The sequence below is a fragment of the Pseudomonas imrae genome (assembly GCF_046352735.2).
Classification (GTDB): Bacteria; Pseudomonadota; Gammaproteobacteria; order Pseudomonadales; family Pseudomonadaceae; genus Aquipseudomonas; species Aquipseudomonas imrae.
Window position 1 is genome coordinate 4772714 of sequence record NZ_CP110853.2, and the last position, 25075, is coordinate 4797788.

A 25075-nucleotide genomic window follows, 5' to 3' on the forward strand; every position below is an offset into this window, starting at 1 on the left:
GATAACGAGATCAAGGTTCGTGCACCTTTTGATGCACGCCAGCGCCTGCAACGCTTTGGCCTGGACAAGGGCCTGGCCACACAGCCCGGAATTTTGCCAGGGCCGGGGGTCTTGCCATGACAGTGCCTGAACAGGTACCCGATACCATCACCCGTTTCAGAGTGCTGACGGTGAACACCCACAAGGGGTTCACCGCCCTCAATCGGCGCTTCATCCTGCCGGAGTTGCGCGAAGCGGTGCGCAGCGTGGCGGCCGACGTGGTGTTCCTGCAGGAAATCCACGGCACGCATGAGCATCATCCAAAGCGCTACAGCAACTGGCCGAGCATGCCCCAGTATGAATTCCTCGCCGACAGCATCTGGCCACAATTCGCCTACGGCCGGAATGCGGTGTACCCCCATGGTGATCATGGCAATGCGCTGCTGTCGAAGTTCCAGATCATCCAGCATGACAACCTCGACGTGTCACAAAGCGGCCATGAAAGCCGTGGCTTGCTGCATTGTGTGCTGCGGTTGCCCGGCCACACGAAGGATCTGCATGTTATTTGCGTACACCTGGGATTGCGCGAGGTTCATCGCCGCAAGCAATTGAAGCTGCTGACCGAGCGCATCCGCGAAATTCCCGAGGACGCGCCATTGATCGTCGCCGGTGACTTCAATGACTGGCGCCAGCAGGCCGACCTCAGCCACGCAGGCCTGCACGAGGTGTTTGTACAGGCCCACGGTAAACATGCGCGAACCTTCCCCGCACGTCTGCCACTGCTCAGGCTGGACCGCATCTATGTGCGCAACGTCAAGGCTCATCAGCCGCAGGTTCTGAGCGTCCATCCCTGGTCTCATCTGTCGGACCACGCGCCCTTGTCGGTGGAGATCGAACTATGAACGGTGCGCCCCTGGGAAAAGTCAGCGTGGAACACATCGCCACCGATCTGCCGCCGGACGCCGCCCAGGCCCGCGAGCTGGACTATGGCTGGCAGCCGGGCAACCGGATTGAGCTGCTGGAAAACGGCGAGGAGTACTTTCCCAAGGTATTCGAAGCACTGCGCCAGGCGCGTCAGGAAATCCTGCTGGAGACCTTTATTCTGTTTGAGGACAAGGTCGGTGTTGAGCTGCAAGACATTTTGATAGAAGCGGCGCAACGCGGAGTAAAAGTGCTGGTCAGCCTCGACGGCTTCGGTTGCGGCGAACTGAGTCCTGGTTTTCTCGGGCAACTGGCGGCAGCTGGGGTAACGGTGCAGATGTTCGATCCCGCCTCCAAGACCCTGGGCATTCGCACCAACTGGTTCCGTCGCCTGCACCGCAAGATCGTGGTGGTGGATGCCACTGTGGCGTTTATCGGCGGAATCAACTTTTCCGCCGATCACCTGGAAGACTTCGGCCCCGAGGCCAAGCAGGACTATGCGGTGCAGATCATCGGTCCGGCGGTGGCCGACCTGCACCACTTTGCCCTGGCACAAAGCGGCCGTCAGGCCCGCACGCGACGCGGCTGGCGCCGTCGCGGGCACCGGCTGGGGCTATGGGCAACCGCGGAAGGTGACGGCCTGGTGCGGCTGATCTACCGCGACAACCTGCAGCACCGTTCCGATATTGAAGACGCTTATCTGCAGGCGCTAAGCAAAGCGCAGCAGCGGATAGTGATCGCCAACGCCTACTTCTTCCCCGGCTATCGCTTGCTGCGCGAGATCCGCAATGCCGCTCGGCGCGGTGTTCACGTACAGCTGATCCTGCAAGGTCAACCTGACGTAATGATGGCCAAGTTGGCCGCGCGCATGCTCTACGACTATCTGCTCAAGGATGGCGTAGTCATCCACGAATATTGCCAGCGGCCGCTGCACGGCAAGGTAGCGCTGGTAGATGACGAGTGGAGCACCGTGGGTTCGAGCAATCTTGACCCGCTGAGCCTGGCGTTGAACCTGGAAGCCAACGTGCTGATTCGCGACCGCAAGTTCAATCAACAGTTGTTCCAACGCCTTGAAACGCTGAGCCGGAACCATTGCAAGACCATGCCGGAAAACCGAACCCCGCGCGGCTGGTTATGGCGGGTCACCGTGGGCTTTCTGGTGTTCCACGTACTGCGGCACTTTCCGGCATGGATAGGTGGGCTGCCGGCGCATAAACCACGCTTGAAACCCTTTGTCCAACCGGCCAAGAGCGAGGAACCATGAGCCAAGTCCAAATAACCGACAACAGCACATCCGGTTTCCTTAAGCGCTGGAAGAAACCCCTGACCATTGCGTTCTTCCTGCTGCTGATCGTGCTGTTCACCCTGCTTGCCCGGCGTATCGACTGGAGCGAAGTGTTTGCCACCCTTGCCGACTTCAAGTTGCGCACCTTGTTGATCGCGGCCGGGCTGACATTGTGCAGTTTCCTGGTGTATGCGTGCTTCGACCTAATCAGTCGCACCTATATTCGCCAGCCATTGCGCTGGAAGCAGATTTTGCCGGTGGGGATCATCAGCTACGCGTTCAACCTCAACCTCAGTGCCTGGGTTGGCGGGATTGCCATGCGCTATCGGCTGTATTCGCGACTGGGCGTGAGCAACAGCAATATCGCGAAAATCCTTGGCTTGAGCCTGGCCACCAATTGGTTTGGCTACATGGCCCTAGCCGGCGCAGTGTTCAGCAGCGGTATGGTCACACTGCCGCCTGGATGGAAGCTCAGCAGCGGTGCATTGCAAGGGGTGGGCGCCTTGTTGGTGCTGGTCAGCCTGGCTTACCTGGCAGCCTGCCGCTTTTCCCGGCGCCGGGCATGGTCGGTACGCGGCATCGAAATCAGCTTGCCATCCTTGCGCATGGCCCTGTTGCAATTGGCCCTCGGCGCGTTGAACTGGTCGCTGATGGCGGCAGTGATCTTTACCTTGCTGCCCAGGAACCTGGAGTATCCGGTGGTATTGGGCGTGTTGTTGATCAGCAGCATTGCCGGGGTGGTCACGCATATTCCCGCCGGGCTCGGTGTGCTGGAAGCGGTGTTTATTGCCTTGCTGCAACATGAAGCGTCGCGGGGCAGCTTGCTGGCGGGCTTGATTGCCTATCGGGCGATCTACTTTATCTTGCCGCTGCTGGTAGCGCTGGTGATGTATCTGGGCGTGGAAGCCAAGGCCAAGGCATTGCGGGTGAAGAAAACATCCTCTTGATCAATCCTGGGACTGGATAATGCTTAACCGCTCGCCCACCACCATTTCGGTCACCCAGCTCACGAGGATCGAGGTGTAGGCCTGCTGTGACACCGGGTCGCTCAGCGAATGGTCGGCGCCGTCGATGATCCGGTGCGTCAGGGAATGGGTCTGCTGGCAGGCGGCTCGATAACTCATGATGGTGGCGTGGGGTACATGGTCATCGGTTTCCGACTCGACAATCAGCACATCACCGGTAAATGCTGCACACGCGTGGAGCGCGCGGTTGGTCTGGGCGTTTACCAGCGTGCCGCGGTAATCGAGCAGATCGGCCTTATCCAGGTCGCGCTTGGGCGTGTGCCATTTCTCGTCGCGGTACAGGGCCGGTACCCGCAACGCCAGCCAGCGCACCGGGCGCAGGGAGGTGAGGATCGCGGCCAGATAACCGCCATAGCTGGTGCCCACCACCGCTACCGCCGACGTATCGATGGCAGGGTGCGCCAGCAATCGATCGTAGGCCGCCAGCAGGTCGCGTAGATTGTCCTCACGGGTGACCCGCGACAATGCGATGCCATTGTCGGCATGCCCACGCAGATCGAAAGTCAGGCACACGCAGCCCAGCCCGGCAATGCCCTTGGCCCGCTCCAGGTCTCGCTCCTGGCTGCCGCCCCAGCCGTGTACAAACAGTACGCCCGGGACTTTCGATTTGGGACTGAGGAACGTCCCGTTCATCTGCTCATCGTCGATTTCGATAGTGATGGTTTCACTTCTAGCCGTCATAGGATTTGACCGTTACATACTTGAGAAGAAAGTCGCTGTTGTGTGCCGGCCCTCGATAAACCTCAATCGCATCGACGGGCAAAGGCTTTTCGATATAGGTTTCTACAGATGACGCATAAACCGCCGTTTGCCCAGGGCTGTCGATGAAGCTCTGCAGCGCCGCGATTTCGGCACTGCTGGCCCCGCCAATGCGCCAGGATTGCTCCAGCACACCGCTGCGCGGATGCCCCTTATTGTCCAGGCCTTGGGCGATGTCGTAGTTGCGCCGCGAAGCGTAGAAGCCAGGATAGGCCTCATCTGCCGCGTTATCGAACACCTGCGCCTGGGTGATGGCCAAACGCACGTCATCCGGCAACTCAAGGGCCAGCAAATTTTCGTAGTAGCCCTGGACCACCAGCAGTTCGGAACCGCCATAGACGGTTTCACCCTGCCCGTCCTCGGTGAGGAATTGTTTACCGCAATAACTGAGGACATGACCGCCAATGAAGCTCTGCCCGACGCTGTGGGTCACCACTTCTCGCAGATCCTGCTCCAGCACGACGCCTGCGCCGAACAGCCGTGCGGCATCGGGTCGGGCAAGTACCCCATCGAATTCGTCAAGGCTGCGGATCACCTCCTGACCCCGCCCGGCGCAGGCATGCACCGGCTTCAGGCGAATCGGCCCGCCATACAGCATCTGTTCGGCTGCATCACGCGCGTCTTCCCATGCAAATACGCTGACCCCATCCAGCACCACCGCGCGCACTTTCTCGGAAAACTCCGACGACCACCCCTCGGGAGCAATCGCATCGAGGCTGCCCAGGCCATGGCTGATAGCCTTGGTGCAAATGAAATCATGATCGACATACCCACCCCACAGGTCCTCCGGCCCCTTGACGCCCAGGGACAGCGCCTGGGCCGGACCCACAAGGGTCTGGGTCGGCACCAGGTACACGTCTGGATTGGCATGCAATTGCGGGTTGTAGCTGCCGCTGTACTCAAGCCCGAGGATTTGCGCCAGCCAGCGGGCGAGTTTGATATTGGTGTTCACGTCATGGAGAGGCGCAGTCGGGCAAACCGAATAGGCGACGACGACTTTTTTGGGGTGATTGGAGTTCATGCGGCCCCCTTGGCGATCCAGCCAGTGTGTAGGGGATGAAGGTGCAGGGATCAGGCCAAGCTGGATGAAGAAAGATGAAGTTTTTGTAAATCAGCTAGATAAGTACCTGGTAATGGCCTCTGGCCTGCTTGGTTATGCACGACGCGCCTGAGACGAGGCTGCATTTTGCACGATCCTCGATTCAATTCCTGATGCCAGCAGAGTTTGCGCCAAAACGATGGCGGTAATCACTGGGAGTAAAGCCGGCGACTTTCTTGAAGAGCGCGCGGAAGGCACTCGGGTCCTGATAACCCACGGTCCAGGCAATGTGATCAATGGTTGAGTTGGTGAACTCCAGCATCTGCCGCGCTTTACCTACTCGCAGGTGTTGGCAGTACTCGGTGGGCTTGAGCCCGGTAGCGCAACGGAAACGGCGCAAAAAAGTGCGCTCTTCCAAACCGGCCTGCCGCGCCATTTCCGGCACCGAGACATCCACCGCGCCACTGCCTTGCAGCCAATGCTGGACCCTGAGAATCGCGCCATCACCGTGATTGAGGATCGGCGCAAAATTACTGCCGCACTGGCTGGCACTGTCGCGGTGCTCGATCACCAGAAAACGCGCGGTACTGGCGGCGATGCTGGGGCCCAGCAAGCGTTCCACCAGGCGCAGGCCCAATTCGGACCACGCCATCAACCCGGCGGTGGTGATCAGGTCGCCATCATCGACAATCGGCTTATCCGCCTCCAGGCGAACCGCCGGAAAACGCACGGCAAATGACTCAGCCGACGCCCAATGGGTGGTAGCGCAGCGCCCATCCAACAGGCCGCTGCGTGCCAGCATGATCGAGCCGATGCACACGCCCCCCAACACCGCGCCGCCCGCATGCTGCTCGCGCAGCCATTGCAACAGCGCCGGCGGAGCCTGCTGCTCGGAGAACTCGCCGATCGCCGGAGGAACCAGAATCGCCGTCAGAGGCACATCCGCACCCGGGTGGCTGGCAAATACGCGCTGAGGCAAACCACCGGCCTCAACCTGCCAGTGGCTGACCCGCAGCAGCGGCAACTGCTCGACCTGATATTCGGCGCCAATGCGATTGGCGACGCCAAACAGGTCGGTCAAGCCATGCACCGCTGCCATCTGCGCGCCGCTATAAATCAGCACGCCCAACTCGACAACTGCACGCTCCGCAGCCATTGTCAGTTTTCCCCCTGTTATTGTCGGTGTGGCCAATCCCCGAGCCACGCGCCAGGCACGATACTGGACGCATCAACCCATCACGAGACCCTCTACATGGCCAAGCAAGCACTCATCCTAATCGATATCCAGAACGACTACTTCCCCCAAGGCAAGTGGCCGCTTGACGGCGTGGAGGCGGCGGCAGACAAGGCGCAGCAACTGCTCCAGACTTTTCGCCAGGCCGGCGACACGGTGATTCACGTGCGCCACGAGTTCGAATCCGACGAGGCGCCCTTCTTCACCCCAGGCTCGGAAGGCGCGCATTTGCACCCCAAAGTGTTGAACGAAAACAATGAGCCTGTAGTGCTTAAACACTCCGTGAATGCGTTTCGCGCGACCAACCTGCGCGAACTGCTGGAGCAACGCAGCATCACTGAGTTGGTGGTGGTCGGCAGCATGAGCCACATGTGCATCGATGGCGTGGTAAGGGCTGCGGCAGATATGGGCTACAAGGTCACCGTCATCCACGACGCGTGCGCCACGCGGGACCTGGAGTTCAATGGCATGACCATCCCCGCCGCCCAGGTGCACGGTGCCTACATGGCCTCATTGGCCTTTGGTTATGCAAGCGTGGTGTCTGCCGACGAGTTCAACCGGGCTCAAGCAGCGGACTGACCCGCCCGCTACTTCAGCGGGTGGCGATGATGAACAGGCGCGGAAACGGCAACAACACCTTGCCGTCGGCCAGGGCTGGATAGGCCTCGGTGATTCGCGCCAGGTAGGCGTCGAGAAATGCGCTTTTTTCAGTGTCGTCCAGCGGCGCCAGGAACGGTCGCAATGCCGACGCCTTGAACCACTCCACCACCGCACCATGGTCATTGAGCGGATGATGATAGGTGGTACGCCATACGTCGACGGTTTCGCAGTGCCGGCCAAGCAGCTCGAAGTAATAGCTCGCGGTGTGGCGCACGTTGTGTTCGACCGCACCGATTTTATCCACCCAACGAACGTCCGCTGCCACTTCACGCGCCAACGCGTGGGCAGGCTCGTTGAGGTTATCCGGCGTTTGCACGGCCAATACGCCGGCGGGCGCCAGTTGGTTGACCAGGTGCGGATACAGCGTGCCGTGATCCGGCAGCCACTGCAGCGAAGCGTTGGCGAGGATCACATCAACTTTTTGTGACGGCGTCCAGGTGCCGATGTCGGCCAGTTCGAAGTGGAGCGCGGGCAACCTGTCGCGTGCGCTGACCAGCATGTCATCCGAGCTGTCCAGGCCGGTCACTGTTGCACTGGGGAAACGCTGCGCCAGGACTTGAGTGGAGTTACCAGGGCCACAGCCCAGGTCGACCGCGTTGCGCACGTCCATCTCCGGGATCGCCGCAACCAGGTCCCGCACCGGCCGGGTACGCTGTTGTTCGAACGTCGAATACTGCTTGGCGGACCAGGTCATTACCGCTTTCCTTGTTTTTGGAGATTGGCTACAGCCTAAATTGTGTGAGCGACAAGGACAAATCCAGAGATCCGCGCCCGTGTGTAGGCACTACATCTTTGATGCTCAGCCCTGGTGACTTCGGGTGATTGATACTGCACTGATCACGACACACTGACTTGCTGCACGCTCGCAAAACCCGGCTAACATTTCTGTTGATCCTCGCGGCTTTTTAGCCTGCCGATAATCGCTGAAGCCGTTGCCAGCGTAGTGTCCACGGACGATTTTTCTGGCTGCCAGTAGACAAATGGTCGTCTTTTCACAGGAGCTACGTCATGCCATATCTGAAAACTCGTGAAGGCATTGATCTTTATTACAAGGATTGGGGCAGCGGACAGCCCGTTGTGTTTTGCCACGGCTGGCCGTTGAACAGTGACAGTTGGGAATCGCAGATGCTGCACTTCGCCAGCAACGGCTTTCGCGCCATCGCCCATGACCGTCGGGGCCATGGCCGCTCAAGCCAGCCGTGGGAAGGCAATGATATGGACCATTATGCCGACGACTTGGCGCAGTTAATCGAACACCTGGATCTGTACAATGTGATTCTCTTCGGCTTTTCCACCGGAGGTGGCGAGGTGGCACGTTACATCGCTCGTCATGGCACCGCGCGTATAGCCAAGGCGGGGCTGATCTGCGCCGTGACCCCCTTGATGCTGGAAACGGACACTAACCCCAGCGGCACTCCCATCGAGGTCTTCAACGGGATGCGTGCTGACTCCATTGCCAACCGCTCCCAGCTCTATCTGGATCTGGCCAGCGGCCCTTTCTTTGGCTTCAATCGCCCAGGGGCCGCCGCCTCGCAAGGTCTGATCAACTCATTCTGGATGCAAGGCATGATGGGCGGGCACAAAAACACCTACGACAGCATCAAGGCCTTTTCGGAAACCGATTTTCGAGAGGATTTGGGCCAGTTCACTATGCCCACTCTCATCATCCATGGCGGTGATGATCAAATCGTGCCTATCCGGGCTTCAGCCCTGGAAAGCAAACGATTGATTCCTCATGCACAGTTACGGGTGTATTCAGGCGGCCCGCACGGATTGACGGACACCCACAAAAACAGAATCAACACGGATATGCTGAGTTTTGCGCAGTATTAGCTGAGGGCGAAAAAAAACCGCGCCGCCTGTCGGCGCCGCGGTTTTGTGATGCGTGTCACTGATGGCTCAGAACGGAATATCGTCATCAAAGCTATCGAAGTCTGCGGCCGGCTGCGGCGCGGCCTGTTGTGGCGCTGGACGCGACTCACGCTGTGGCTGCTGGCTTGGCTGCGGACGGGACTGCTGTGGACGTGGTGCCGCGTTGGACATGCCGCCCTGGCCTTGTTGGTCGCCTTGTGGACGGCCGCCCAGCAGTTGCATGGTGCCTTGCATGTCGACCACGATTTCCGTGGTGTAGCGTTTGATGCCGTCTTTTTCCCACTCGCGGGTTTGCAGCTTGCCTTCGATGTAGACCTGCGAACCCTTGCGCAGGTACTCACCGGCGATTTCTGCCACCTTGCCGAACATCGACACCCGGTGCCATTCGGTTTTCTCGACCTTCTGGCCGGTTTGCTTGTCGGTCCACTGCTCGCTGGTCGCCAGACTCAGGTTGGTCACGGCATTACCGTTAGGCAAGTAGCGAACTTCGGGATCCTGGCCGCATGTACCGACCAATATGACTTTGTTAACCCCACGGGCCATAACGTTCTCCTAAGCTGGGCGCGCTGTCGGCACTGGGTTGACCAGTTGCTCGAGCGTCGCGCGATCCAATAATTCGGTGTCTAGTTTGATGTAGATGGCGACTTCTTCAGCGACAACCACGGCATCGGTAACCCCGGTAACGGCCTTGAGGCGCTCGGCCAGGCCAGCTTCACGCATCGCTTCGGGCGATAACGGCAAGCGCAGACTCGTCACATAGGGAGGTTCGCGCATGGTAACAGCAAAGGCCAGCCAGAGGGCAGCCAGACCTGCGCATCCCAGGAACACAACCGACAAACCGCCATGCTGGAACATCCAGCCCCCCATGATGCCGCCCAGTGCAGAGCCAAGGAACTGGCTGGTGGAATACACCCCCATCGCCGTGCCCTTGCCACCTGCCGGTGAAACTTTACTGATCAGCGAAGGCAACGAAGCCTCCAGCAGGTTGAACGCGGTGAAAAACACCACCGTGCCGATTACCAGTGCCCGCAGGCTGTCGCCGAACTGCCAGAAGAATAGCTCAGTGAGCATCAATGTCGCGACGGCGCCCAGCAGAACTCGTTTCATTTTGCGTTTCTTCTCGCCATAGATGATGAACGGGATCATGGCAAAGAACGAAACCAGCAGCGCGGTGAGGTACACCCACCAGTGCTGCTCCTTGGGCAACCCGGCTTTTTCAACCAGGGCCAGGGGCAATGCGACGAAGCTGCACATCAACATCGCGTGTAATACGAAGATACCCAAATCCAGGCGCAGCAGGTCTGCATGCTTGAGGGTGGGCAACAGGGCTTGTCGGGCGACACCGGACTCACGGTGCTGCAATGTCCCTGTGGAGCGCGGCACCATAAACGCAACGATCACGATACCGAACAATGCCATGCCGCCCGTGACCAGGAACAACCCGTGCAAGCCGAAAGCACGCGTCAACAGCGGGCCAACTACCATAGCCACGGCGAACGACAGGCCGATGGTCATACCGATCATGGCCATCGCCTTGGTGCGATGTTGTTCTCGGGTCAGATCGGACAGCAGCGCCATGACCGCTGCGGAAATCGCCCCGGCACCTTGTAGGATACGCCCGGCAATCACGCCCCAGATCGAGTCGGACTGGGCCGCAAGCACGCTGCCCAGGGCAAAGACGATCAGCCCAAGGTAGATCACCGGCCGCCGGCCGATACGGTCGGAAATGATCCCGAACGGAATCTGGAAAATCGCCTGGGTCAGGCCATAGGCACCAATGGCCAGGCCGATCAGTGCGGGGGTCGCTCCTGCGAGATCCATTCCATAGGTCGCCAGTACCGGCAACACCATGAACATGCCAAGCATACGGAACGCGAACACCAGGGCCAGACCGCTTGCCGCTCGGGTCTCGCCGCTACTCATGCGTTCGCTGTGGGGATCGTGCATGGAAAAACCTCGTGTGAACCGGCGGCGATTCTACCAGTCCCATCGATTGAGAGGGTATATGCGGCGCTTTGCCGCGCAGGTTTCATGTAAGGCTGCGCCCGGCAATTTGACAGTGTATATTCATCCAGTCTTTAGCCGTATACTCCTGCATTATTTACGCCCGCCGTGCGAGGCCATCTTGGACAAGATCCTGATTCGTGGGGCTAGAACCCACAACCTGAAGAATATCGACCTGACCCTGCCTCGGGACAAACTGATCGTCATCACCGGCTTGTCTGGGTCCGGCAAGTCGTCCCTGGCCTTTGATACCCTGTATGCCGAAGGGCAACGCCGCTACGTGGAATCGCTGTCGGCCTACGCCCGCCAGTTCCTGTCGATGATGGAGAAACCTGACGTCGACACCATCGAGGGACTGTCGCCGGCGATTTCCATCGAACAGAAATCCACGTCGCACAACCCGCGCTCCACCGTCGGCACCATTACCGAGATCTACGACTACCTGCGCCTGCTGTATGCCCGCGTCGGCATTCCCCGCTGCCCGGATCACGACATCCCATTGGAGGCCCAGACCGTCAGCCAGATGGTCGACCTGGTGCTGGCCCAGCCCGAAGGCGCCAAGCTGATGCTGTTGGCGCCAGTGATTCGCGAGCGCAAGGGCGAGCACCTTTCGGTTTTTGAAGAGCTGCGTGCACAAGGTTTTGTGCGGGCACGGATCAACGGCAAGCTCTATGAGCTGGACGAAGCCCCGAAGCTGGACAAGCAGAAGAAACACACCATTGATGTGGTGGTCGACCGTTTCAAGGTACGTGCAGACCTGCAACAGCGTTTGGCCGAGTCGTTCGAGACTGCGCTGAAACTGGCGGACGGTATCGCCCTCGTGGCGCCGATGGACGACGAGCCCGGCGAAGAAATCATCTTCTCCGCGCGTTTCGCTTGCCCGATCTGCGGCCATGCCATCAGCGAGCTCGAACCCAAGCTGTTTTCCTTCAACAACCCGGCGGGCGCCTGCCCGACCTGCGATGGCCTGGGGGTTAAGCAGTTCTTCGACATCAAACGCCTGGTCAATGGTGAACTGACCCTGGCCGAAGGCGCGATACGCGGCTGGGACAGGCGTAACGTCTATTACTTCCAAATGCTCGGCTCACTGGCCTCGCACTATAAGTTCAGCCTGGAAGTACCCTTCAAGGAACTCCCGGCAGAGCAGCAGAAAGTCATCCTGCATGGCAGCGGCTCACAGAACGTCGACTTCAAATACCTGAACGACCGAGGCGATATCATCAAACGCTCGCACCCGTTCGAAGGCATCGTACCGAACCTGGAGCGACGCTACCGCGAAACCGAGTCGGCCAGCGTACGTGAAGAGCTGGCCAAGTTCCTCAGCACACAACCCTGCCCGGATTGCCGGGGCACCCGCCTGCGTCGCGAGGCGCGGCATGTGTGGGTCGGTGAAAAAACCCTGCCGGCGGTGACCAACCTGCCGATCGGCGATGCGTGCGACTACTTCGGCGTACTCAAGCTGACCGGACGCCGTGGAGAGATTGCCGACAAGATCCTCAAGGAGATCCGTGAGCGCTTGCAGTTCCTGGTCAATGTCGGCCTGGACTATCTCTCGCTGGACCGCAGCGCAGATACCCTTTCCGGCGGCGAGGCACAACGTATCCGTCTGGCCAGCCAGATCGGCGCAGGCCTGGTAGGCGTGCTCTACATTCTCGACGAGCCGTCCATTGGCCTGCACCAGCGCGACAACGATCGCCTGCTGGGCACGCTGAAACACCTGCGGGACATCGGTAACACGGTGATCGTGGTCGAACACGATGAAGACGCCATTCGCCTGGCGGACTATGTGGTAGACATCGGTCCTGGCGCGGGCGTGCACGGCGGTAATATCGTGGCAGAAGGCACTCCCGCCGAAGTCATGGCCCATCCAGACTCGCTGACCGGTAAATATCTATCCGGTCGGGTAAAAATCGCCGTGCCGGCCAAGCGTACCCCGCGCAACAAGAAACTGGCCCTGCACCTCAAGGGCGCACGCGGTAACAATCTGCGCAATGTCGACCTTGAGATTCCGCTTGGACTGTTGACCTGTGTGACCGGCGTATCTGGCTCCGGCAAATCGACGCTGATCAACAACACGTTGTATCCGTTAAGCGCCACGGCCCTGAATGGCGCGACCACCCTGGAAGCCGCCGCTCACGACAGCATCAAAGGTCTGGAGCACTTGGACAAGGTGGTCGACATCGACCAGAGCCCGATTGGGCGGACGCCGCGCTCGAACCCGGCAACCTACACTGGCCTGTTCACCCCGATTCGCGAGCTGTTTGCCGGAGTGCCGGAGTCGCGCTCGCGCGGCTATGGGCCAGGCCGCTTCTCGTTCAACGTCAAGGGCGGGCGCTGTGAGGCTTGCCAGGGCGATGGCCTGATTAAAGTGGAGATGCACTTTCTGCCGGACATCTATGTGCCGTGCGATGTGTGCAAGAGCAAGCGTTATAACCGTGAAACCCTGGAAATCAAGTACAAGGGCAAGAACATCCACGAAACCCTCGAAATGACCATCGAGGAAGCCCGGGTGTTTTTTGATGCGGTTCCGGCGCTGGCGCGTAAGCTGCAAACGCTGATGGATGTTGGCCTTTCATACATCAAGCTCGGGCAATCGGCGACAACGCTCTCCGGCGGTGAAGCCCAGCGAGTGAAGCTGTCTCGTGAGCTGTCCAAACGTGACACTGGTAAAACCCTGTACATCCTTGATGAGCCAACCACAGGTCTGCACTTCGCGGATATTCAGCAACTGCTGGATGTGCTGCATCGCTTGCGCGACCACGGTAATACAGTCGTTGTCATCGAGCACAACCTGGACGTAATCAAGACTGCCGACTGGCTGGTAGACCTTGGCCCGGAAGGCGGCTCCAAGGGTGGCCAGATCATTGCGGTGGGTACACCGGAGCAAGTCGCCGAGATGTCACAATCTCATACCGGTTATTACCTCAAGCCACTGCTGGAGCGCGACAAGGCCTGATTTTAACGCGCCTACGAAAAAGCCCCTGTCACTTCTCGGTGACAGGGGCTTTTTTGTCGCTGACGGAGTCAGAACTGCGATTGCAGGTAATTCTCCAGGCCGACCAGCTTGATCAGACCCAACTGCTTTTCCAGCCAATAGGTGTGATCCTCTTCGGTGTCGTTCAATTGGACCCGCAGGATTTCCCGGGTGACATAGTCATTGTGCTGCTCGCACAACTCGATGCCTTTGCACAGGGCTGCACGGACTTTGTACTCCAGACGCAGGTCAGCGGCCAACATCTCCGGCACGGTACTACCGGTATCCAAGTCGTCGGGACGCATGCGCGGCGTGCCTTCGAGCATCAGGATACGGCGCATCAGCGCATCGGCGTGCTGAGCCTCTTCTTCCATTTCGTGATTGATACGCTCGTAGAGCTCAGTGAAACCCCAGTCCTCGTACATCCGCGAGTGAATGAAATATTGGTCACGAGCTGCCAGTTCGCCCGTCAGCAACGTGTTGAGATAATCGATTACGTCGGGGTGACCTTGCATCGCCCTGAATCTCCCTGCTTGAAAGTCTGTAGTTTGAACCATGCTGACTTTCAGGTCACGGGATGAACGGCAGAAAAGCGAAGATTTTCAGAGAAAAGCAGCCGAAATAACGCAAAAACCGCCCAAATGAGGGCGGTTCTGCTTATCACTTAGAGTTAGTTAAGCGATACACCCAGTGCTTTTGCGATTCCTTCTCCATAAGCCTGATCGGCCTTGAGAAAGTGTTGCAATTGACGCTGGACCACGTCGCTTGAAACACCATCCATCGCACCGGCGATGTTGTTGATCAGCAGCGCTTTCTGCTCATCATTCATCAAGCGAAACAGTGCCCCGGCGTGGCTGTAGTAGTCGGAATCCTCGCGGTGATCGTAACGATCAGCCACGCCGCTAAGTGCCAAGGCTGGCTCAGCGTATTGCCCAGCCTGTTTCGGTGCATCGGCGTAGCTGTTGGGCTCGTAGTTCGGAGCCGCGCCGCCGTTATTGCCAAATGCCATGGACCCGTCGCGCTGATAGCTGTTGACCGGGCTGCGAGGGGCATTTACCGGCAATTGCTGGTGATTGGTGCCGACGCGGTAGCGGTGAGCATCCGCGTACGCAAACACGCGACCTTGCAGCATGCGGTCCGGAGAAAGACCGACACCAGGAACCATGTTGCTCGGGCCAAACGCCGCCTGCTCGACTTCAGCGAAGTAATTGAGCGGGTTACGGTTCAACTCCAACTCACCGACCTCAATCAACGGAAACTCTTTTTGCGACCAGGTTTTGGTCACGTCGAACGGGTTCTCGTAATGAGCGTTGGCCTGAGCCTCGCTCATGATCTGAATGCACACACGCCATTTCGGGAAATCGCCGCGCTCAATGGCGCCAAACAGATCACGCTGGGCGTAATCGGGATCAGTACCTGCCAGGCGCGCTGCGTCTGCCGGCGTCAGGTTCTTGATGCCTTGCTTGGTCTTGTAATGCCATTTCACCCAGTGACGCTCGCCGCTGGCGTTGATCAAGCTGTAAGTGTGGCTGCCAAAGCCGTGCATGTGGCGGTAGCCGTCCGGGATGCCACGGTCCGAAAACAGAATGGTGACCTGATGCAGCGCCTCAGGGGAGTGCGACCAGAAGTCCCACATCATCTGCGCGCTTTTCAAATTGCTCTGAGGAAGGCGTTTTTGGGTATGGATAAAATCGGGGAATTTCAGCGGGTCGCGGATAAAGAACACCGGAGTGTTATTACCAACAATGTCCCAATTGCCTTCTTCGGTATAGAACTTCAAAGCGAAGCCCCGCGGGTCTCGCTCAGTGTCTGCCGAGCCGCGCTCACCCCCTACGGTAGAGAAACGCAGAAAAGTCGGCGTTTGCTTACCCACGGACTCAAACAACTTGGCGCTGGTGTATTGAGTGATGTCTTTGGTGACAGTGAACGTACCGTAGGCACCCGAGCCTTTGGCGTGTACACGACGCTCCGGGATGTTTTCACGGTTGAAATGGGCAAGCTTCTCGATCAGATGAAAATCGTCGAGCAACAACGGGCCGCGGGGGCCGGCGGAACGGGAGTTCTGGTTATCTGCAACAGGCGCGCCGCTGGCGGTGGTAAGGGTTTTGTTCTGGCTCATGCTCAATCTCCTCAGGTCAGTCTTGGAACTGCCGGCTAATCGGCTTGGTGGGAGTATTGACCATCAAGATGACGTCATCAAATTCATTAAATCATGAGCTTTGATAGAGAATAACTAACGAACCTTTCCAGCAGATAGCTGCTTTGGATCTAAAGGTCGACTTAAAAACCGCCAACTTTCTTTACGGCCACAAAAAACCGGGCACTAGGCCCGGTTCTTCGTTGCAGACTGTCGTCTTACTCGGCAGATACAGCTTCGCCAGCAGTAGCACGATCAACCAACTCGACGTACGCCATAGGAGCGTTGTCGCCAGCGCGGAAGCCGCACTTGAGGATGCGCAGGTAGCCACCCTCACGGGTAGCGTAACGCTTGCCCAGGTCGTTGAAGAGCTTACCAACGATAGCTTTCGAACGAGTACGGTCGAAAGCCAGACGGCGGTTAGCCAGGCTGTCTGTCTTGGCCAAAGTGATCAGCGGCTCAGCAACGCGACGCAGTTCTTTAGCTTTCGGCAGTGTAGTTTTGATCAGCTCGTGCTCGAACAGCGACACCGCCATGTTCTGGAACATGGCCTTGCGGTGCGAGCTGGTACGGCTCAGGTGACGACCACTTTTACGATGACGCATGGTTCATTCCTTACCAAACTCACGTTCGGTGATTACGACGATCAGGCAGTCGCCTTGTCGTCCTTCTTAAGACTTGCAGGCGGCCAGTTGTCGAGGCGCATGCCGAGGGACAGACCGCGGGAGGCCAGAACGTCCTTGATTTCAGTCAAGGATTTCTTGCCCAGGTTCGGAGTCTTCAACAGTTCTACTTCGGTACGCTGAATCAGGTCACCGATGTAGTAAATGTTTTCCGCCTTAAGGCAGTTAGCCGAACGTACAGTCAGTTCCAGATCGTCAACCGGGCGAAGCAGGATCGGATCGATCTCGTCTTCCTGCTCGATTACCACTGGTTCGCTGTCACCTTTGAGATCGACGAACGCAGCCAGCTGCTGTTGCAGGATGGTTGCAGCGCGGCGGATAGCCTCTTCAGGGTCCAGAGTACCGTTGGTTTCCAGATCAATAACCAGCTTGTCCAGGTTAGTACGCTGTTCGACACGGGCGTTTTCTACCACGTATGCGATACGGCGAACCGGGCTGAACGAAGAGTCAAGCTGCAAGCGACCAATGCTGCGGCTTTCGTCTTCATCGCTCTGACGCGAGTCGGCCGGTTCATAACCACGACCACGAGCTACGGTGAGCTTCATGTTCAGGGCGCCGTTAGACGCCAGGTTAGCGATTACGTGATCGGGGTTAACGATCTCGACATCATGATCCAGCTGAATATCGGCAGCGGTAACCACCCCCGAACCCTTCTTCGACAAGGTCAGCGTAACTTCGTCACGACCGTGCAGCTTGATAGCCAGACCTTTAAGGTTCAACAGGATTTCAATTACGTCTTCCTGTACACCTTCGATGGCGCTGTACTCGTGGAGTACACCGTCAATCTCGGCCTCGACTACTGCACAGCCGGGCATTGAGGACAACAGGATGCGGCGCAGCGCGTTGCCCAGGGTGTGGCCAAAACCACGCTCGAGAGGCTCGAGAGTGATCTTGGCGCGGGTTGGACTGACAACCTGCACATCAATGTGGCGGGGTGTCAGGAACTCATTTACCGAAATCTGCATGGATGCACCTATTTTCTAGCCCTTACTTGGAGTAGAGCTCGACAATCAGGCTTTCGTTGATGTCGGCGGACAGATCACTGCGAGCTGGAACGTTCTTGAAAACGCCCGACTTCTTCTCAGTGTCTACTTCTACCCATTCTACGCGGCCACGTTGGGCACACAGATCGAGAGCTTGGACAATGCGAAGTTGATTTTTTGCTTTCTCGCGAACAGCAACCACGTCACCAGCACGAATCTGGTAGGACGGTACGTTTACGGTCTGACCGTTAACGCTGATCGACTTATGCGATACCAACTGACGGGACTCGGCACGAGTAGAACCGAAGCCCATACGGTATACAACGTTGTCCAGACGGCATTCGAGCAGTTGCAGCAGGTTTTCACCGGTTGCACCTTTCTTGCCAGCTGCTGCTTTGTAGTAGCCGCTGAATTGACGCTCGAGAACGCCGTAGATACGACGGACCTTCTGCTTTTCACGCAGTTGGGTGCCGTAGTCGGACTGGCGACCGCGGCGTTGGCCGTGGATACCAGGTGCTGCTTCAATGTTGCACTTCGATTCGATCGCGCGCACGCCGCTCTTCAGGAAGAGATCGGTGCCTTCGCGACGAGCGAGTTTGCATTTTGGACCAATGTAACGAGCCATTCTTTACGATCTCCTGGATTACACGCGGCGCTTCTTCGGCGGACGGCACCCGTTGTGCGGGATAGGCGTCACGTCGGTGATGCTGGCGATCTTATAGCCACAGCCGTTCAATGCACGGACAGCAGACTCACGACCTGGACCTGGGCCCTTGACGTTAACGTCGAGGTTTTTCAGGCCATATTCCAGCGCAGCTTGACCAGCACGTTCAGCAGCTACTTGAGCAGCAAACGGGGTGGACTTGCGGGAACCGCGGAAACCCGAACCACCGGAGGTAGCCCAAGAAAGCGCGTTACCTTGACGGTCGGTGATGGTCACGATGGTGTTGTTAAAAGAAGCATGGATGTGGGCGATGCCATCAACCACTGTCTTTTTAACTTTTTTACGAGGACGAGCAGCAGGTTTTGCCATGATAATTTTCCTGTCGATTCGCTGGGGCGATTACTTGCGGATCGGCTTACGCGGACCTTTACGGGTACGCGCGTTAGTCTTGGTACGCTGACCGCGCACTGGAAGACCACGACGATGACGCAGACCGCGATAGCAACCGAGGTCCATCAAACGCTTGATTTTCATGTTGATTTCGCGACGCAGGTCACCTTCAGTGGTGAACTTCGCCACTTCGCCACGCAGCTGTTCAATCTGCTCGTCGCTCAGATCCTTGATCTTAGCGGCTGGGTTTACCCCAGCAACTGCGCAAATTTTCTGCGCAGTAGTGCGACCAACACCATAGATGTAGGTCAGCGAGATAACAGTGTGCTTGTTATCTGGAATGTTAACGCCTGCAATACGGGCCATTCAGTGGGACTCCAATTGACAGCTACCTACGCCCCGGAAGCCAAGAAATAGGGCGCGAGATAATATCGCTGTAATAACAAATAATCAACCCGGTAGCGCACTAGCTACCGGGCTTCAAGCGGATCACACTCAGCCTTGGCGCTGTTTGTGACGCGGTTCCGCGCTGCAAATTACTCGAACAACACCTTCGCGGCGAATAATCTTGCAGTTACGGCACAGCTTTTTCACCGATGCACGAACTTTCATCACCAACTCCTCGAACCTTATGGGTACTCAGCGCAACATGCCGCTGCCGTAACCCTTCAGGTTGGCTTTCTTCATCAGGGATTCGTACTGGTGCGAAACGAGGTGCGATTGTACTTGGGACATGAAGTCCATCACAACCACGACCACGATCAGCAACGAGGTCCCGCCAAGGTAGAACGGAACGTTTGCTGCAACCACCAGGAACTGGGGAAGCAAGCATACGGCCGTCATATAAAGAGCACCGAACAAGGTCAAACGAGTCAAAACGCCATCAATGTAGCGCGCCGACTGTTCGCCTGGACGGATACCCGGAATAAAGGCACCGGACTTCTTCAGGTTTTCCGCTACGTCTTTCGGATTGAACATCAACGCCGTATAGAAGAAGCAGAAGAAAATAATCCCTGCACTAAACAGCAGAATATTCAACGGCTGACCAGGAGCGATTGACTGCGAGAGGTCCTGCAGCCAGCCCAGACCATCAGACTGACCGAACCAGGCCCCCAGCGAAGCCGGGAACAGCAAAATGCTGCTTGCGAAAATGGCCGGAATAACGCCGGCCATGTTCACTTTCAAAGGCAAATGGCTAGTCTGCGCAGCAAACACCTTACGGCCCTGCTGACGCTTGGCGTAGTGAACAGCTATACGACGCTGACCACGCTCAATGAACACCACAAAACCGATAATCGCTACTGCCAGCAGACCGATGGCAACCAGAGCAAAGATATTAATATCACCCTGACGCGCAGACTCGAAAGACTGCCCGATTGCCCTCGGAAGACCGGCGACGATACCTGCGAAAATCAACATCGAGATACCGTTGCCAACTCCACGCTCAGTAATCTGCTCACCCAGCCACATCATGAACATCGCACCAGCCACAAACGTGGTTACCGCAACGAAATGGAAGCCAAAGTCACCAGTGAACGCTACGCCCTGCCCTGCCAGGCCTATGGACATGCCAATAGCCTGGACAAGAGCAAGAGCGACAGTGAGGTAGCGGGTGTACTGGCTAATCTTGCGACGGCCAGCCTCACCTTCCTTCTTCAACTGCTCCAACTGCGGGCTCACGGCGGTCATCAGCTGCATGATGATCGATGCCGAGATGTACGGCATGATCCCCAATGCAAAGATGCTCATCCGTTCCAGCGCGCCGCCGGAAAACATGTTGAACAAGCTAAGAATGGTCCCCTCATTCTGTCGAAACAGGTCTGCGAGTCGGTCCGGGTTGATACCTGGAACCGGGATGTGTGCGCCTATTCGGTAGACGATAATCGCCAGGAACAGAAAACGCAGACGAGCCCAAAGTTCAGACATACCGCCTTTGCCGAGCGCTGAGAGAGCACCTTGCTTAGCCATTTATTCCTCGAACTTGCCGCCAGCTGCTTCGATAGCCGAACGCGCACCCTTGGTGGCGCCGATTCCCTTGCCGATAGTGACAGCGCGAGTCACTTCACCGGACAACATGATTTTCACACGCTGTACGTTGACGTTGATCACGTTGGCATCTTTCAGGGTCTGCACAGTAACGATGTCGCCTTCCACTTTAGCCAGCTCGGACAGACGCACTTCTGCGCGGTCCATGGCTTTCAGGGATACGAAACCGAACTTAGGCAGGCGACGATGCAGCGGCTGTTGACCGCCTTCAAAGCCTGGAGCGATGGTACCACCGGAGCGGGAGGTTTGACCTTTGTGGCCACGGCCACCAGTCTTCCCCAAACCGCTACCGATACCACGGCCCGGACGATGCTTTTCGCGACGGGAACCCGGCGCTGGACTCAGATCATTGAGTTTCATCGATTAACCCTCGACACGCAGCATGTAGTAAGCCTTGTTGATCATCCCGCGATTCTCGGGAGTATCAACTACTTCTACAGTGTGACCGATGCGACGCAGACCCAAACCCTTAACGCACAATTTGTGGTTAGGGATGCGACCGGTCATGCTTTTGATCAGCGTTACTTTAACGGTAGCCATGATCAGAAGATCTCCTTGACAGTCAAGCCACGCTTGGCGGCAATGGACTCAGGAGATTGCATGGCTTTCAGACCCTTGAAAGTGGCGTGAACCACGTTTACCGGGTTAGTCGAGCCGTAGCACTTGGCCAGAACGTTCTGGACGCCAGCAACTTCGAGGACAGCACGCATAGCGCCGCCAGCGATGATACCGGTACCTTCAGAAGCAGGCTGCATGTACACCTTCGAAGCGCCATGGGCAGACTTCATTGCGTACTGCAGCGTGGTGCCGTTCAGATCAACTTGAATCATGTTGCGACGAGCAGCTTCCATTGCCTTCTGGATCGCGGCAGGCACTTCACGTGACTTGCCACGGCCGAAGCCAACACGCCCTTTACCATCACCAACCACGGTCAACGCGGTGAAAGTGAAGATACGGCCGCCTTTAACGGTTTTGGCTACGCGGTTAACTTGAACCAGCTTCTCAATGTAGCCTTCGTCGCGCTTTTGGTCGTTATTTGACATAACTTAGAACTCCAGCCCAGCTTCACGAGCAGCATCAGCCAGCGCTTTAACGCGACCGTGGTACTTGAAGCCAGAGCGGTCGAAAGCCACTTGCGAGACGCCAGCGGCCTTAGCACGCGTAGCGACCAGCTGGCCAACCTTAGTGGCCGCGTCGATGTTGCCAGTGGCACCATCACGCAGTTCTTTATCCAAAGTCGAGGCGCTTGCCAGGACTTTGTTGCCGTCGGCCGAGATGACCTGGGCGTAGATGTGCTGCGACGAGCGGAACACGCAGAGACGCACGACTTCGAGTTCGTGCATTTTCAGGCGTGCTTTGCGAGCGCGACGCAGTCGAGTAACTTTTTTGTCGGTCATTTGCTATGCCCTACTTCTTCTTGGCTTCTTTACGACGGACGACTTCGTCCGCGTAGCGCACACCTTTGCCTTTGTACGGCTCTGGTGGACGGAAGTCGCGGATCTCAGCGGCCACTTGACCTACTAGCTGCTTATCGATGCCCTTGATCAGGATATCGGTCTGGCTAGGAGTCTCAGCGGTGATGCCTTCCGGCAGTTCGTAATCCACTGGGTGCGAGAAGCCAAGGGCCAGGTTCAAAACCGTGCCTTTTGCTTGCGCTTTGTAACCAACACCGACCAGCTGGAGCTTACGCTCGAAGCCTTGGCTTACGCCTTGGACCATGTTGTTTACCAACGCACGCGTGGTACCGGCCATTGCGCGAGTTTGTTGATCGCCATTGCGAGCAGCGAAACGCAGCTCACCAGCTTCTTCAACGATCTCAACGGACGAATGGATGTTCAGTTCAAGAGTACCCTTGGCACCCTTCACCGAAAGCTGTTGGCCTGCGAATTTGACTTCGACACCGGCTGGCAGCTTAACGGGGTTCTTAGCGACGCGAGACATGCTTATCCCCCCTTAGAACACAGTGCAAAGAACTTCGCCGCCGACACCGGCAGCGCGCGCAGCACGATCCGTCATCACACCTTTGTTGGTGGAGACGATAGACACGCCAAGACCGCCACGAACTTTCGGCAGATCCTCAGCGGACTTGTACTGACGCAGGCCTGGACGGCTAACGCGCTTCACTTCCTCGATGACCGAACGGCCTTCGAAGTACTTCAGCTCGATGGACAGCAGTGGCTTGGTTTCGCTGCTGATCTGATAACCCGCAATGTAGCCTTCGTCTTTCAGGACTTTGGCAACAGCTACCTTCAACTTGGAAGATGGCATGCTTACGACGGACTTTTCAGCCATCTGGGCATTACGGATACGAGTTAGCATGTCCGCTAACGGGTCCTGCATACTCATGGGCTAGACGCTCCTAATACAAAAAAATTAGCCTTGCGGCTACATATGTCGCCGAGAATCTCCGAGCATAAAAAACACGGGCTCAGGCGAGCCGCGTATTTTAGACACACTGCAGAAATGAAACAAGCCCCAAAAGGGGCTTGTTCCAGATTCTAGGCCACCGGCGGTCAGTATCTTGCGATCCTGGCCGCCTGGACTTCGAAAGTACTTACCAGCTAGCTTTAACCAGACCTGGTACGTCACCACGCATTGCCGCTTCACGCAGTTTGTTACGGCCGAGGCCGAACTTGCGGTAAACGCCGTGTGGACGACCGGTCAGGCGGCAGCGGTTACGCATGCGCGAAGCGCTTGCGTCACGTGGCTGCTTCTGCAGAGCAACTGTAGCTTCCCAACGCGCTTCTGGACTTGCGTTCAGATCAACGATGATAGCTTTCAGTGCTGCACGCTTCTTGGCGTACTTGGCAACCGTGAGCTGACGCTTCAGCTCGCGGTTTTTCATGCTCATCTTGGCCATGGTCCTACTCCAATCAGTTGCGGAACGGGAATTTGAACGCACGCAGCAGAGCGCGGCCTTCATCATCGTTCTTGGCAGTGGTGGTCAGGGTGATGTCCAGACCGCGGAGAGCATCGATCTTGTCGTAGTCGATTTCCGGGAAGATGATCTGCTCTTTCACGCCCATGCTGTAGTTACCACGACCATCGAAGGACTTGGCATTCAGGCCGCGGAAGTCGCGGACCCGAGGCAGGGAGATCGACAGCAGACGATCCAGGAATTCGTACATACGCTCGCGACGCAGGGTCACTTTGACGCCGATCGGCCAACCTTCACGGACTTTAAAGCCAGCGATGGATTTCCGAGCGTAGGTCACAATGACTTTCTGGCCGGTGATCTTTTCCAGGTCAGCAACAGCGTGCTCGATGACTTTTTTGTCGCCGATCGCTTCGCCCAGACCCATGTTCAGGGTGATTTTGGTAACGCGCGGAACTTCCATCACGTTCCCGAGCTTAAGTTCTTCCTTAAGCTTGGGAGCGATTTCCTTCCGGTAAATCTCTTGTAGTCGTGCCATGGTCTTCTACCTAGCAGTGTTCAAGCATCAACCGCTTTTTGGGTCGACTTGAAGACACGAATTTTCTTGCCGTCTTCTACTTTGAAACCAACGCGGTCAGCCTTGTTGGTTTCGCCGTTGAAAATGGCAACGTTGGAAGCGTGCAGTGGCGCTTCTTTCTCGACGATACCGCCTTGTACGCCCGACGCCGGGTTAGGCTTGGTATGACGCTTAACCAGGTTCAAACCACCAATGACCAGACGGTCGTCAGCGAGAACCTTAAGCACCTTACCGCGCTTACCCTTGTCTTTGCCGGCGATCACGATGATCTCGTCGTCACGACGAATCTTTTGCATGTCGGATCTCCTTACAGCACTTCTGGGGCGAGCGAGACGATCTTCATGAACTTCTCAGTACGAAGTTCACGGGTCACTGGCCCAAAGATACGGGTGCCGATCGGCTCTTGCTTGTTGTTCAGAAGAACAGCAGCGTTGCCATCAAAGCGGATAATGGAGCCATCTGCACGGCGTACGCCGTGGCGAGTGCGGACTACAACAGCAGTCATCACCTGGCCTTTTTTCACTTTACCGCGAGGAATTGCTTCCTTCACGGTAACTTTGATGATGTCACCGATACCAGCGTAACGACGATGGGAGCCACCCAGCACCTTGATGCACATAACACGGCGAGCGCCGCTGTTATCGGCCACATCGAGCATGGATTGAGTCTGAATCATATAATTTCTCCGACCCCTAGTCCTTAGACTTCCACAGCGCGTTCGAGAACATCAACCAGCGCCCAAGACTTGGTCTTGGCCAACGGACGAGTTTCACGAATAGTGACTTTGTCGCCGATGTGGCACTGATTGGTTTCGTCGTGCGCGTGCAGCTTAGTCGAACGCTTAACGTATTTACCGTAGATCGGGTGCTTAACGCGACGCTCGATCAAAACGGTGATGGTTTTGTCCATCTTGTCGCTGACAACACGGCCAGTCAGCGTACGGACAGTCTTTTCGGCTTCAGCCATGA

At 57.3% G+C, this 25075-nt stretch carries 32 protein-coding genes; 6 read left to right on the forward strand and 26 right to left on the reverse strand.

Translation table 11 applies throughout. From position 1 onward, the window contains the following. Positions 1 to 116 precede the first annotated feature (116 nt). The 3 genes from OQ460_RS21725 to OQ460_RS21735 are packed head-to-tail and all read left to right on the forward strand — an operon-like array spanning position 117 to position 3132. Positions 117 to 881 (forward strand): endonuclease/exonuclease/phosphatase family protein, encoded by a 765-nt coding sequence (locus tag OQ460_RS21725; protein WP_410019378.1) that lies wholly within the window; start codon positions 117 to 119, stop codon positions 879 to 881. After that, the gene (gene clsB / locus OQ460_RS21730; RefSeq protein WP_410019379.1) at positions 878 to 2164 is read left to right on the forward strand and encodes a cardiolipin synthase ClsB; all 1287 of its coding nucleotides are present in this window, start codon (positions 878 to 880) and stop codon (positions 2162 to 2164) included. Before OQ460_RS21725 ends, clsB begins: the two co-directional genes overlap by 4 nt. Next, complete coding sequence (locus tag OQ460_RS21735) at positions 2161 to 3132, forward strand: lysylphosphatidylglycerol synthase domain-containing protein (protein ID WP_410019380.1); 972 nt, start codon at positions 2161 to 2163, stop codon at positions 3130 to 3132. Before clsB ends, OQ460_RS21735 begins: the two co-directional genes overlap by 4 nt. Here OQ460_RS21735 and OQ460_RS21740 read toward each other — a convergent pair whose 3' ends face one another. From OQ460_RS21740 to OQ460_RS21750, 3 genes are all read right to left on the reverse strand, one after another. Then, positions 3133 to 3891: an alpha/beta hydrolase family protein gene (locus tag OQ460_RS21740; RefSeq protein ID WP_410019381.1), complete on the reverse strand. Its 759-nt coding sequence runs from the start codon at positions 3889 to 3891 to the stop codon at positions 3133 to 3135. After that, complete coding sequence (locus OQ460_RS21745; protein WP_410019382.1) at positions 3881 to 4990, reverse strand: DUF3182 family protein; 1110 nt, start codon at positions 4988 to 4990, stop codon at positions 3881 to 3883. The genes OQ460_RS21740 and OQ460_RS21745 overlap by 11 nt, the downstream gene beginning before the upstream one ends. Before the next feature lie 181 nt (positions 4991 to 5171). Next, entirely contained in the window at positions 5172 to 6164 is a 993-nt protein-coding gene (locus OQ460_RS21750; protein WP_410019383.1) for a GlxA family transcriptional regulator, read from the reverse strand. A gap of 96 nt (positions 6165 to 6260) precedes the next feature. Here OQ460_RS21750 and OQ460_RS21755 point away from each other — a divergent pair, with 96 nt between their 5' ends. Continuing rightward, positions 6261 to 6821 (forward strand): cysteine hydrolase family protein, encoded by a 561-nt coding sequence (locus OQ460_RS21755; RefSeq protein WP_410019384.1) that lies wholly within the window; start codon positions 6261 to 6263, stop codon positions 6819 to 6821. Positions 6822 to 6834: 13 nt separating this feature from the next. On the opposite strand, the gene tam is transcribed toward OQ460_RS21755, so the two are convergent. Further along, positions 6835 to 7596: a trans-aconitate 2-methyltransferase gene (gene tam / locus OQ460_RS21760; protein ID WP_410019385.1), complete on the reverse strand. Its 762-nt coding sequence runs from the start codon at positions 7594 to 7596 to the stop codon at positions 6835 to 6837. Between the two features lie 314 nt (positions 7597 to 7910). Here tam and OQ460_RS21765 point away from each other — a divergent pair, with 314 nt between their 5' ends. Next, positions 7911 to 8735: an alpha/beta fold hydrolase gene (locus OQ460_RS21765; RefSeq protein WP_410019386.1), complete on the forward strand. Its 825-nt coding sequence runs from the start codon at positions 7911 to 7913 to the stop codon at positions 8733 to 8735. A gap of 66 nt (positions 8736 to 8801) precedes the next feature. Here OQ460_RS21765 and OQ460_RS21770 read toward each other — a convergent pair whose 3' ends face one another. Both OQ460_RS21770 and OQ460_RS21775 read right to left on the reverse strand, forming a co-directional pair. Beyond that, complete coding sequence (locus OQ460_RS21770; protein ID WP_410019387.1) at positions 8802 to 9317, reverse strand: single-stranded DNA-binding protein; 516 nt, start codon at positions 9315 to 9317, stop codon at positions 8802 to 8804. Between the two features lie 9 nt (positions 9318 to 9326). Next, positions 9327 to 10721 (reverse strand): MFS transporter, encoded by a 1395-nt coding sequence (locus tag OQ460_RS21775; protein ID WP_410019388.1) that lies wholly within the window; start codon positions 10719 to 10721, stop codon positions 9327 to 9329. 178 nt (positions 10722 to 10899) lie between these two features. Here OQ460_RS21775 and uvrA point away from each other — a divergent pair, with 178 nt between their 5' ends. Then, positions 10900 to 13734, forward strand: coding sequence for an excinuclease ABC subunit UvrA (uvrA, locus tag OQ460_RS21780; protein ID WP_410019389.1), 2835 nt, complete (start codon positions 10900 to 10902; stop codon positions 13732 to 13734). Positions 13735 to 13802: 68 nt separating this feature from the next. On the opposite strand, the gene bfr is transcribed toward uvrA, so the two are convergent. From bfr to rpsQ, 20 genes are all read right to left on the reverse strand, one after another. After that, positions 13803 to 14267 carry a bacterioferritin gene (bfr, locus tag OQ460_RS21785; RefSeq protein ID WP_339530084.1) on the reverse strand — a complete coding sequence of 155 codons (465 nt, stop codon included), beginning with the start codon at positions 14265 to 14267 and terminating at the stop codon, positions 13803 to 13805. A gap of 155 nt (positions 14268 to 14422) precedes the next feature. Next, complete coding sequence (locus tag OQ460_RS21790; protein ID WP_410019390.1) at positions 14423 to 15871, reverse strand: catalase; 1449 nt, start codon at positions 15869 to 15871, stop codon at positions 14423 to 14425. Between the two features lie 236 nt (positions 15872 to 16107). After that, positions 16108 to 16494, reverse strand: a complete 387-nt coding sequence (gene rplQ, locus OQ460_RS21795; protein ID WP_003176402.1) for a 50S ribosomal protein L17 — start codon at positions 16492 to 16494, stop codon at positions 16108 to 16110. A gap of 41 nt (positions 16495 to 16535) precedes the next feature. Next, entirely contained in the window at positions 16536 to 17537 is a 1002-nt protein-coding gene (locus OQ460_RS21800) for a DNA-directed RNA polymerase subunit alpha (protein ID WP_003176403.1), read from the reverse strand. 22 nt (positions 17538 to 17559) lie between these two features. Next, complete coding sequence (gene rpsD, locus OQ460_RS21805; protein ID WP_410019391.1) at positions 17560 to 18180, reverse strand: 30S ribosomal protein S4; 621 nt, start codon at positions 18178 to 18180, stop codon at positions 17560 to 17562. Between the two features lie 18 nt (positions 18181 to 18198). Then, positions 18199 to 18588, reverse strand: a complete 390-nt coding sequence (rpsK, locus tag OQ460_RS21810; protein WP_002555466.1) for a 30S ribosomal protein S11 — start codon at positions 18586 to 18588, stop codon at positions 18199 to 18201. A 30-nt stretch (positions 18589 to 18618) separates the two neighbouring features. Continuing rightward, positions 18619 to 18975 carry a 30S ribosomal protein S13 gene (gene rpsM, locus OQ460_RS21815; protein WP_003194635.1) on the reverse strand — a complete coding sequence of 119 codons (357 nt, stop codon included), beginning with the start codon at positions 18973 to 18975 and terminating at the stop codon, positions 18619 to 18621. 129 nt (positions 18976 to 19104) lie between these two features. Further along, positions 19105 to 19221 (reverse strand): 50S ribosomal protein L36, encoded by a 117-nt coding sequence (gene rpmJ, locus OQ460_RS21820; protein WP_002555468.1) that lies wholly within the window; start codon positions 19219 to 19221, stop codon positions 19105 to 19107. Between the two features lie 27 nt (positions 19222 to 19248). Next, on the reverse strand, positions 19249 to 20577 hold the full coding sequence (gene secY, locus OQ460_RS21825; protein ID WP_084379729.1) for a preprotein translocase subunit SecY: 1329 nt from the start codon (positions 20575 to 20577) through the stop codon (positions 19249 to 19251). Continuing rightward, on the reverse strand, positions 20578 to 21015 hold the full coding sequence (gene rplO, locus OQ460_RS21830; RefSeq protein WP_003176407.1) for a 50S ribosomal protein L15: 438 nt from the start codon (positions 21013 to 21015) through the stop codon (positions 20578 to 20580). A 3-nt stretch (positions 21016 to 21018) separates the two neighbouring features. Continuing rightward, positions 21019 to 21195 (reverse strand): 50S ribosomal protein L30, encoded by a 177-nt coding sequence (rpmD, locus tag OQ460_RS21835; RefSeq protein ID WP_028621547.1) that lies wholly within the window; start codon positions 21193 to 21195, stop codon positions 21019 to 21021. Positions 21196 to 21197: 2 nt separating this feature from the next. Beyond that, positions 21198 to 21698, reverse strand: coding sequence for a 30S ribosomal protein S5 (gene rpsE, locus OQ460_RS21840; protein ID WP_003176409.1), 501 nt, complete (start codon positions 21696 to 21698; stop codon positions 21198 to 21200). Positions 21699 to 21701: 3 nt separating this feature from the next. After that, on the reverse strand, positions 21702 to 22052 hold the full coding sequence (gene rplR, locus OQ460_RS21845) for a 50S ribosomal protein L18 (protein ID WP_003186037.1): 351 nt from the start codon (positions 22050 to 22052) through the stop codon (positions 21702 to 21704). A 10-nt stretch (positions 22053 to 22062) separates the two neighbouring features. Then, positions 22063 to 22596, reverse strand: a complete 534-nt coding sequence (gene rplF / locus OQ460_RS21850) for a 50S ribosomal protein L6 (RefSeq protein WP_003176412.1) — start codon at positions 22594 to 22596, stop codon at positions 22063 to 22065. 12 nt (positions 22597 to 22608) lie between these two features. Then, complete coding sequence (rpsH, locus tag OQ460_RS21855) at positions 22609 to 23001, reverse strand: 30S ribosomal protein S8 (protein WP_010566853.1); 393 nt, start codon at positions 22999 to 23001, stop codon at positions 22609 to 22611. 208 nt (positions 23002 to 23209) lie between these two features. After that, on the reverse strand, positions 23210 to 23515 hold the full coding sequence (gene rpsN, locus OQ460_RS21860) for a 30S ribosomal protein S14 (RefSeq protein WP_003176414.1): 306 nt from the start codon (positions 23513 to 23515) through the stop codon (positions 23210 to 23212). Between the two features lie 13 nt (positions 23516 to 23528). Beyond that, complete coding sequence (rplE, locus tag OQ460_RS21865) at positions 23529 to 24068, reverse strand: 50S ribosomal protein L5 (RefSeq protein ID WP_410019392.1); 540 nt, start codon at positions 24066 to 24068, stop codon at positions 23529 to 23531. A 20-nt stretch (positions 24069 to 24088) separates the two neighbouring features. Beyond that, on the reverse strand, positions 24089 to 24403 hold the full coding sequence (gene rplX, locus OQ460_RS21870) for a 50S ribosomal protein L24 (RefSeq protein ID WP_029299388.1): 315 nt from the start codon (positions 24401 to 24403) through the stop codon (positions 24089 to 24091). A gap of 11 nt (positions 24404 to 24414) precedes the next feature. Further along, positions 24415 to 24783, reverse strand: a complete 369-nt coding sequence (rplN, locus tag OQ460_RS21875) for a 50S ribosomal protein L14 (RefSeq protein ID WP_002555479.1) — start codon at positions 24781 to 24783, stop codon at positions 24415 to 24417. A gap of 23 nt (positions 24784 to 24806) precedes the next feature. Then, on the reverse strand, positions 24807 to 25073 hold the full coding sequence (gene rpsQ / locus OQ460_RS21880; RefSeq protein ID WP_003176419.1) for a 30S ribosomal protein S17: 267 nt from the start codon (positions 25071 to 25073) through the stop codon (positions 24807 to 24809). Positions 25074 to 25075: the final 2 nt, after the last annotated feature.

Excerpts from the sequence above, each read along its gene's own strand:
- OQ460_RS21800 (WP_003176403.1), bottom strand. The coding sequence starts at position 17,537 with ATGCAGATTTCGGTAAATGAGTTCCTGACACCCCGCCACATTGATGTG.
- OQ460_RS21770 (WP_410019387.1), bottom strand. The coding sequence starts at position 9,317 with ATGGCCCGTGGGGTTAACAAAGTCATATTGGTCGGTACATGCGGCCAG.
- OQ460_RS21775 (WP_410019388.1), bottom strand. The coding sequence starts at position 10,721 with ATGCACGATCCCCACAGCGAACGCATGAGTAGCGGCGAGACCCGAGCG.
- rpmJ (WP_002555468.1), bottom strand. The coding sequence starts at position 19,221 with ATGAAAGTTCGTGCATCGGTGAAAAAGCTGTGCCGTAACTGCAAGATT.
- rplX (WP_029299388.1), bottom strand. The coding sequence starts at position 24,403 with ATGCAAAAGATTCGTCGTGACGACGAGATCATCGTGATCGCCGGCAAA.
- rpsN (WP_003176414.1), bottom strand. The coding sequence starts at position 23,515 with ATGGCCAAGATGAGCATGAAAAACCGCGAGCTGAAGCGTCAGCTCACG.
- rpmD (WP_028621547.1), bottom strand. The coding sequence starts at position 21,195 with ATGGCTACCGTTAAAGTAACGCTGATCAAAAGCATGACCGGTCGCATC.
- rpsD (WP_410019391.1), bottom strand. The coding sequence starts at position 18,180 with ATGGCTCGTTACATTGGTCCAAAATGCAAACTCGCTCGTCGCGAAGGC.
- rpsH (WP_010566853.1), bottom strand. The coding sequence starts at position 23,001 with ATGAGTATGCAGGACCCGTTAGCGGACATGCTAACTCGTATCCGTAAT.
- rplQ (WP_003176402.1), bottom strand. The coding sequence starts at position 16,494 with ATGCGTCATCGTAAAAGTGGTCGTCACCTGAGCCGTACCAGCTCGCAC.
- rplF (WP_003176412.1), bottom strand. The coding sequence starts at position 22,596 with ATGTCTCGCGTCGCTAAGAACCCCGTTAAGCTGCCAGCCGGTGTCGAA.
- OQ460_RS21755 (WP_410019384.1), top strand. The coding sequence starts at position 6,261 with ATGGCCAAGCAAGCACTCATCCTAATCGATATCCAGAACGACTACTTC.
- rplR (WP_003186037.1), bottom strand. The coding sequence starts at position 22,052 with ATGACCGACAAAAAAGTTACTCGACTGCGTCGCGCTCGCAAAGCACGC.
- OQ460_RS21750 (WP_410019383.1), bottom strand. The coding sequence starts at position 6,164 with ATGGCTGCGGAGCGTGCAGTTGTCGAGTTGGGCGTGCTGATTTATAGC.
- rpsM (WP_003194635.1), bottom strand. The coding sequence starts at position 18,975 with ATGGCCCGTATTGCAGGCGTTAACATTCCAGATAACAAGCACACTGTT.
- rplE (WP_410019392.1), bottom strand. The coding sequence starts at position 24,068 with ATGGCACGACTACAAGAGATTTACCGGAAGGAAATCGCTCCCAAGCTT.
- OQ460_RS21790 (WP_410019390.1), bottom strand. The coding sequence starts at position 15,871 with ATGAGCCAGAACAAAACCCTTACCACCGCCAGCGGCGCGCCTGTTGCA.
- rpsE (WP_003176409.1), bottom strand. The coding sequence starts at position 21,698 with ATGTCAAATAACGACCAAAAGCGCGACGAAGGCTACATTGAGAAGCTG.
- rplN (WP_002555479.1), bottom strand. The coding sequence starts at position 24,783 with ATGATTCAGACTCAATCCATGCTCGATGTGGCCGATAACAGCGGCGCT.
- clsB (WP_410019379.1), top strand. The coding sequence starts at position 878 with ATGAACGGTGCGCCCCTGGGAAAAGTCAGCGTGGAACACATCGCCACC.
- tam (WP_410019385.1), bottom strand. The coding sequence starts at position 7,596 with ATGACCTGGTCCGCCAAGCAGTATTCGACGTTCGAACAACAGCGTACC.
- OQ460_RS21725 (WP_410019378.1), top strand. The coding sequence starts at position 117 with ATGACAGTGCCTGAACAGGTACCCGATACCATCACCCGTTTCAGAGTG.
- rpsQ (WP_003176419.1), bottom strand. The coding sequence starts at position 25,073 with ATGGCTGAAGCCGAAAAGACTGTCCGTACGCTGACTGGCCGTGTTGTC.
- OQ460_RS21735 (WP_410019380.1), top strand. The coding sequence starts at position 2,161 with ATGAGCCAAGTCCAAATAACCGACAACAGCACATCCGGTTTCCTTAAG.
- OQ460_RS21740 (WP_410019381.1), bottom strand. The coding sequence starts at position 3,891 with ATGACGGCTAGAAGTGAAACCATCACTATCGAAATCGACGATGAGCAG.
- secY (WP_084379729.1), bottom strand. The coding sequence starts at position 20,577 with ATGGCTAAGCAAGGTGCTCTCTCAGCGCTCGGCAAAGGCGGTATGTCT.
- bfr (WP_339530084.1), bottom strand. The coding sequence starts at position 14,267 with ATGCAAGGTCACCCCGACGTAATCGATTATCTCAACACGTTGCTGACG.
- OQ460_RS21745 (WP_410019382.1), bottom strand. The coding sequence starts at position 4,990 with ATGAACTCCAATCACCCCAAAAAAGTCGTCGTCGCCTATTCGGTTTGC.
- OQ460_RS21765 (WP_410019386.1), top strand. The coding sequence starts at position 7,911 with ATGCCATATCTGAAAACTCGTGAAGGCATTGATCTTTATTACAAGGAT.
- rplO (WP_003176407.1), bottom strand. The coding sequence starts at position 21,015 with ATGAAACTCAATGATCTGAGTCCAGCGCCGGGTTCCCGTCGCGAAAAG.
- rpsK (WP_002555466.1), bottom strand. The coding sequence starts at position 18,588 with ATGGCAAAACCTGCTGCTCGTCCTCGTAAAAAAGTTAAAAAGACAGTG.